This is a genomic window from Bacteroidia bacterium (assembly GCA_040880525.1).
GTDB lineage: Bacteria > Bacteroidota > Bacteroidia > CAILMK01 > JBBDIG01 > JBBDIG01.
This window is the reverse complement of record JBBDIG010000031.1, coordinates 22,861-28,898: the sequence shown is the minus strand read 5'-3', so window position 1 is coordinate 28,898 and position 6,038 is coordinate 22,861. Positions and strand designations below refer to the sequence as shown.

General features: G+C 44.7%; 7 protein-coding genes. 4 read left to right on the top strand and 3 right to left on the bottom strand.

Annotated features, from left to right (window positions below):
* The first annotated feature begins 260 nt into the window (after positions 1 to 260).
* The 3 genes from WD077_08975 to WD077_08965 all read left to right on the top strand — a co-directional run bounded on the left by WD077_08975 (position 261) and on the right by WD077_08965 (position 3,222).
* Positions 261 to 743 (top strand): TlpA disulfide reductase family protein, encoded by a 483-nt coding sequence (locus tag WD077_08975; protein ID MEX0967358.1) that lies wholly within the window; start codon positions 261 to 263, stop codon positions 741 to 743.
* A gap of 2 nt (positions 744 to 745) precedes the next feature.
* On the top strand, positions 746 to 1,354 hold the full coding sequence (locus WD077_08970) for a thioredoxin family protein (protein ID MEX0967357.1): 609 nt from the start codon (positions 746 to 748) through the stop codon (positions 1,352 to 1,354).
* A 347-nt stretch (positions 1,355 to 1,701) separates the two neighbouring features.
* Positions 1,702 to 3,222 (top strand): aminotransferase class V-fold PLP-dependent enzyme, encoded by a 1,521-nt coding sequence (locus WD077_08965; protein ID MEX0967356.1) that lies wholly within the window; start codon positions 1,702 to 1,704, stop codon positions 3,220 to 3,222.
* Between the two features lie 131 nt (positions 3,223 to 3,353).
* Here the strand turns inward: WD077_08965 and WD077_08960 are convergent, their stop codons facing one another.
* Both WD077_08960 and WD077_08955 read right to left on the bottom strand, forming a co-directional pair.
* Positions 3,354 to 3,635, bottom strand: coding sequence for a YciI-like protein (locus WD077_08960; GenBank protein ID MEX0967355.1), 282 nt, complete (start codon positions 3,633 to 3,635; stop codon positions 3,354 to 3,356).
* 60 nt (positions 3,636 to 3,695) lie between these two features.
* Positions 3,696 to 4,370: a cyclase family protein gene (locus WD077_08955; GenBank protein ID MEX0967354.1), complete on the bottom strand. Its 675-nt coding sequence runs from the start codon at positions 4,368 to 4,370 to the stop codon at positions 3,696 to 3,698.
* 151 nt (positions 4,371 to 4,521) lie between these two features.
* Between WD077_08955 and WD077_08950 the strand changes: the two genes are divergently transcribed.
* Complete coding sequence (locus WD077_08950; protein ID MEX0967353.1) at positions 4,522 to 5,517, top strand: zinc-binding dehydrogenase; 996 nt, start codon at positions 4,522 to 4,524, stop codon at positions 5,515 to 5,517.
* Between the two features lie 44 nt (positions 5,518 to 5,561).
* Here the strand turns inward: WD077_08950 and WD077_08945 are convergent, their stop codons facing one another.
* A complete protein-coding gene (locus tag WD077_08945; protein MEX0967352.1) occupies positions 5,562 to 6,014 on the bottom strand; it encodes an NUDIX domain-containing protein in 453 nt (150 codons plus the stop codon).
* Between the last annotated feature and the right edge of the window lie 24 nt (positions 6,015 to 6,038).

Here is a 6,038-nt window from a genome sequence, read left to right as displayed (position 1 = left end):
CCAAAACGAATTAAATCAGCACTTTAGAATTGCGATCTAAAAGCCTATACCTATATTGTTTATTCAATTACTTTTTAGTTTAATATTTAAAAATAATTTAAAATTTTAAGAGCTATTTCTGTCTTTTTATTTTAAGTAATTAAAATTTCATTTTTAAACTAAAACCAGAATTGCCGGGAAATCAGGCTTCTTTCGTCCCGTTCCTTCAGTTCCATCAAAAGTGCATCAAAATTGTAAAGGCACGTCTCTTTACAAAACCTATGAAAATCTTAGCCGCTGTTCTGTCATTCATTTTCATTTCTGCTTCTTCTTACAGCCAGGAGGTTGCAGAAGTTACCTTTCCGGAATTTGAGAAGCAATACCTGCTACCGGCCCATGATACGCTCTATGTGCTGAATTTCTGGGCCACCTGGTGCGCGCCATGCGTAAAAGAACTACCTGAATTTGAAAAAGTTACCACGGAAATGCAGGATCAGAAGGTTCGTGTGGTGCTGGTAAGCCTCGATTTTCCCGGCCAGATTGAAAGCCGTATCGAGCCATTTATCAAGAAACATAACCTCAATTCACGCGTAATATTCCTGAATGCTCCGGGCGAAAATGAGTGGATTCCCAAAGTTAGCGAAAGCTGGGACGGAACTATTCCTGCCACACTATTTGTAATGCCGGACGGCTCCAGGGAATTCGTATCCGGTTCCATGACGTACGATAAAATCAATTCAATAATTCAATCAAAAATCAAATAACAATGAAGAATTTATTATTACTCCTTCCCCTGTTCCTGTTTGCTTTTGCTCCGGCCGGAGAAACCGGCTACAAGGTAGGTGATAAAGCAGAAGATTTTAATCTGCCCGGAGTCGATGGCAAAATGGTTTCAATGGCAAGTATGAACGAGGCTAAAGGCTACATCGTCATTTTCAGTTGCAATACCTGCCCTTACGTGGTAGCAAGTGAAGACCGGATGGTTACGCTCCACAACAAATATGCACCACAAGGATTTCCGGTGATCGCCATAAATCCGAACGACACGAAAATAAAGCCTGAAGATGACATGAAGCACATGAAAGCCCGTGCGAAAGAAAAGGGTTTTACATTTCCCTACCTTCGGGATGATACACAGGAAGTTACCCGCAGATTTGGCGCCACCCGCACACCGCATGTATATCTGCTGGAGAAAGAAGATGACGGCCTGTACGTACGCTATATTGGGGCAATTGACGACAACACCCGCGATGCCAATGCTGTAAAAGAGCATTATCTGGAAGATGCCATTGCTGCCGTGCAAAATGGCGAAAAGCCGCAACCTGACTATACCCGCGCCATTGGCTGCACTATCAAATGGGCTGGCGGAGAATAATCTCTGAATTAGAATAAGGAAAGCGCATGGAAATTTTCATGCGCTTTTTTTTTGGTTCAACCATTTTTTCATGCTTTATGAAATTTATCGTCCAGCCACTTTTTCAGGATTTGCGATAATGTAATCTGATATTTTTCCATTTTAAATTATCCAAATAACTTTTGAAATCACAAGAACATTTTTGACCTTGAGATTGGGTTCGTCATAATTGCCGCTCCGGCTACATAGCATTTCTTCTGGCAGGCTGATTTTCCGAACCACAGACCATTTTCTTTATAAGGCTGGCAACAGACAAGACCCTCCTCCATTCCTGGCTGGGAATCATTAATTTAGTGGCTCAATAAAAAATGAAGAAAATGGTAGTTCCGGCAGCATTAACGAGAGAAGCACCAATTGACCTCGAAAATCACTTTGCCAGGTTCAGGCGCCATATAGTGGGAGTGGACCAGGAGTTTGATACCCCCTACGGCCGCAAGAAATTACTGTATTCTGACTGGACAGCTAGCGGACGGCTCTACAGGCCGATTGAACAGAGGATAGCTGAGGATATGGGCGCTTTCGTGGCCAACACCCACACAGAAACCAACGTGACCGGCACTGCCATGACAAAGGCCTATCATGAAGCTCAGCATATTATTAAACAACATGTGGGGGCAAGGGAGGAGGATGTGATCATTTCATCAAATGCCGGGATGACGGGCGTGGTAAACAAATTTCAGCGCATACTGGGACTGAAGATCAGCGAAAAATTGAAGCCTTACCTGAGCCTTCCGGAAGTGGAACAGCCCGTGATTTTTATCAGCCACATGGAGCACCACAGTAACCACACCTCCTGGCTTGAGACCCTGGCAAAGGTGGAGATTATCCAACCTGATAATGACGGCCTGATGGACCTGGACCACCTGTCGAAAATGCTGGAAAAGCACCGCAGCCGCAAGCGCAAAATTGCCGCAATAACCGGATGTTCAAACGTTACAGGGATTCTGACCCACTACCACGAAGTGGCGGAAATGATGCACAGGAACAGTGGCCTCTGCTTCGTGGACTTTGCCTGCTCTGCCCCGTATGTGGATATTAATATGCGGCCTCCAAATCCGCTACGGCACCTGGACGCAATCTACTTCTCTCCTCACAAATTCCTGGGCGGGCCGGGCAGCACCGGTATCCTCATCTTCGACCCGAAGCTTTATTCCAACAAAATCCCTGACCATCCTGGCGGAGGGACAGTGGAATGGACAAATCCCTGGGGCGAACACAAATTCGTGGACAACATTGAGGCGCGGGAAGATGGGGGTACGCCTCCTTTTCTTCAGACCATAAAGGCCGCCCTTTCCATTAAGCTGAAAGAGGAGATGCGCCCTGATCTGATGCTACAGCAGGAAAAATACTTGATTGACATAATATGGAAAGGCCTATCCAAAATACCTAACCTGCATCTCCTTGCGGATAATGTGAAGGAACGCCTCGGTGTCTTTTCATTTTATATAGAAAATGTCCATTATAATCTGGTGGTCAAGATGCTGAACGACCGCCACGGCATTCAATCACGGGGCGGCTGCTCCTGTGCCGGAACTTATGGACATTATCTCCTTGAGGTTTCTCATGAACAATCCAAAAGCATAACCAACAAGATTGACAAGGGCAATTTTTCAACAAAGCCCGGCTGGGTCAGAATATCAATTCATCCTACTATGACGGCCAATGAAATTCACACCATTGTAAACGCCATTGAAGATTTGGCCTTGCACCACCAGGATTACGCCCGGGATTACCGTTACAATACTGAAACCAATGAGTTTAAACATGTCTCCTTTCCAGGGACCATGAATAACATTGTGAAGAATTGGTTTGAGAATTTAAACCATTAAAATAATACTGCTTTAAAAAAAGTCGAATTTATATTTTAAAAATTCGAACTTATTTTTCTATGTATCCGATTCAGACTCCCCTTTCTTTTATTAAAATATCCGGAAATTTTATGCTATAGAAACAAATAGCGCTACGATTCACCTCCCACCACCACCGTCCAGGGGCGCACATTCCATTCTCTGATCAGGCCATTTTTTACATAGGGATCATTCTGAGCAAATTTTTCTGCACTGTCAGGGCTGTCTCCTTTAAAGATGAGGACGGCACCATCAGGTGGTTCAGCCAGGGCACCGGCCATTATAAGATCGCCCTTTTCATAAGCCTCACCGGCTAATTTTAAATGTTCGCTACGGAAAGCTCCACGTCTTTCCATATAATCGTCCATGGTCTTGTAAAATAAAATGAAATACATCTGCTTTTATGTTTAAAATGTTTTGTAAAAATAAATTGTGAATTGCAATTAAAAAGTAAATTATTGCTTTCCCGTTTCCAATTCCACTTCTGCAATGATGCTGCATGGTGCGCCATCACATTCTTCAAATAAGAATGGTGAAATTATCAAGTTCCGGAACTTGGTCTGCTCTGATACATTGCGCAAATCCATGTCCTCTACAATCAGGATTTCGCGGCCAAGATATTCAAGGTGTGCCTGCCGTCCTGTTTCGCGGTGTTGAAAAGCATTCATGGAAATTGAATCAAATCCAAAAAAGCGAAGAGCAGGAAAAAGTTCTCTGAAAAATGCAGCGGTATCAGGATGCATTCCTGCATTGTCTTCCCAATATTGGCGCTCATCTCGTTTATAGCAGAGGCCGGTTTTTACCATCAGGAACTCCAGCTTAGCATCGGGCGTCAGGTGTTTTACTTTATCCATTTTAATTACCCCGGAATCCTGATCAATTTCCACCACTTTCGCATTATGGCATACAAAAAATTCAGCGGGATACTCCTCCCCCTTTTTCCCTCCATTTATAAAATGGTAAGGAAAGTCCAAATGGGTTCCCATGTGGCTGTCAATCTTCAGAAAGGTTTTGTTAGCCGTATCACCTTTAGAAATGGAATTTATCCGCTCCAACTCCAGATGAACGTAATTTCCATATACCGGGATGTTTTCGTGCAACAAGTATGAGAGCCGTTCGAAACTGCGCATTTTCCTGATTTTAAAATTATCAATTTAATTACCCGCAAAAATGAAGTTTTTTTAGTTTTAAATTCAGATCACTCATCGCACATAAAGAAGCCGGTTTGCTGGTGCTGCATATTCAGCCGCCTTACCTTTGCCCGCCAAAAGAAAACAGGAAATGAGAGCGATTGAATTACAGGCTGTAAATACCCCGTTAAAATTGGTGGAGAAACAAAAACCGGAAGCCGGAAAGGGAGATGTGGTGGTGAAATTAAAAGCTGCTGCGCTCAACCACCGGGACGTATATATTCAGCAGGGACTTTATCCTAACCTGAAATTTCCAGTAACACCGGGATCTGACGGAGCCGGAGTGGTGGATGAAACAGGTGAAGGCGTGGAAGAATCATGGCTCGGAAAGGACGTGATCATCAATACCATGATAGGTTGGGGAGAAAATGAAAACGCACCTGCGCCTGACTATCAAATTGTGGGAATGCCGGAGGATGGTACCCTTGCTGAATATATTCGTGTACCTGCTGCTAATCTGTATCCCAAACCCCCTCATCTGAATTTTGAGCAGGCGGCAGCTTTGCCGTTAGGTGGCCTTACAGCATTTCGCGCAACGGTTGTTCGTCCTCAATTGAAGACGGGCGAAAAGGTGCTGGTAACGGGAGCCGGTGGCGGAGTGGCGCAATTTGCCGTGCAGTTTGCAGCCGCGCTGGGATGTGAGGTTTGGGTAACGTCAGGTTCAGACAGCAAAATTGCGAAGGCGGTGGAAGCCGGTGTAGAGGGAGGCGCCAACTATACGAACCCTCACTGGACAAAGGAGCTGCAAAAAAATGCGGGGGTCTTTGATGTGATCGTAGACGGTGCAGCAGGAGAAGGATTCAATGAACTGCTGAAACTGGTATCTCCGGGCGGGCGGATCTGCATGTATGGCGGCACCAGGGGCAAGATCAATGGCTTGTTGCCTGCCCGCATTTTTTGGAAGCAGATCACTATTCTTGGCTCCTCAATGGGCTCTGACGCTGACTTTGAAGCAATGCTGAAATTGGTTAATGAGAAACAGATCATTCCTGTGATAGATAAAGTCTATCCGCTGGAAAATACTGCCGAAGCCTTTGAACGAATGGAGAAAGGCCATCAAATGGGAAAGATCGTTATCCGATTGTGATGCCGTCTGATATTTCCTCAGGTGAAAGCCCTTCCTTTCTTGCTTTATTTGAATAAGGATAAAAGCCGTTGGGCCACCACCTGATCAGCCGGGAAAGTAAAATTATCCGGAATCAGTTCAGAAAGCGGAAGCCACTCTTGTCTCAGTTCATTGATGAGATGCTTATAGTTTGTGCGGTTTCCATCCCTTAGTTGCACCTGGCCGCTCTCAGCCAGTGAAACGAAATAGTACACCCCGATCACCTGTTCCGCTGGTTCAAAATGGTTTTGCACAAAAAAATCTGTGGTATAAAAATGATCCCCGACTTCAATAGCCAAACCCGCTTCTTCAAGAAACTCACGCTTCAGGCATTGAATCGTGCTTTCGCCAAATTCCAGCCCGCCACCCGGAAATTTTGTCACCTTCTTGCTGCCAATCTGTTCATGGCTGATTAAAATCTGTTTATTCGCCAGCATCAGGATACCATAAACACGAACCATGAACCGGGAGGGTTTCATATGTCTTATTCCTTTTATATATAA

What these genes read in the sequence shown, in the direction of transcription:
- WD077_08970 (MEX0967357.1), top strand. Translation starts at nt 746, where the DNA reads ATGAAGAATTTATTATTACTCCTTCCCCTGTTCCTGTTTGCTTTTGCT.
- WD077_08945 (MEX0967352.1), bottom strand. Translation starts at nt 6,014, where the DNA reads ATGAAACCCTCCCGGTTCATGGTTCGTGTTTATGGTATCCTGATGCTG.
- WD077_08960 (MEX0967355.1), bottom strand. Translation starts at nt 3,635, where the DNA reads ATGTATTTCATTTTATTTTACAAGACCATGGACGATTATATGGAAAGA.
- WD077_08965 (MEX0967356.1), top strand. Translation starts at nt 1,702, where the DNA reads ATGAAGAAAATGGTAGTTCCGGCAGCATTAACGAGAGAAGCACCAATT.
- WD077_08950 (MEX0967353.1), top strand. Translation starts at nt 4,522, where the DNA reads ATGAGAGCGATTGAATTACAGGCTGTAAATACCCCGTTAAAATTGGTG.
- WD077_08955 (MEX0967354.1), bottom strand. Translation starts at nt 4,370, where the DNA reads ATGCGCAGTTTCGAACGGCTCTCATACTTGTTGCACGAAAACATCCCG.
- WD077_08975 (MEX0967358.1), top strand. Translation starts at nt 261, where the DNA reads ATGAAAATCTTAGCCGCTGTTCTGTCATTCATTTTCATTTCTGCTTCT.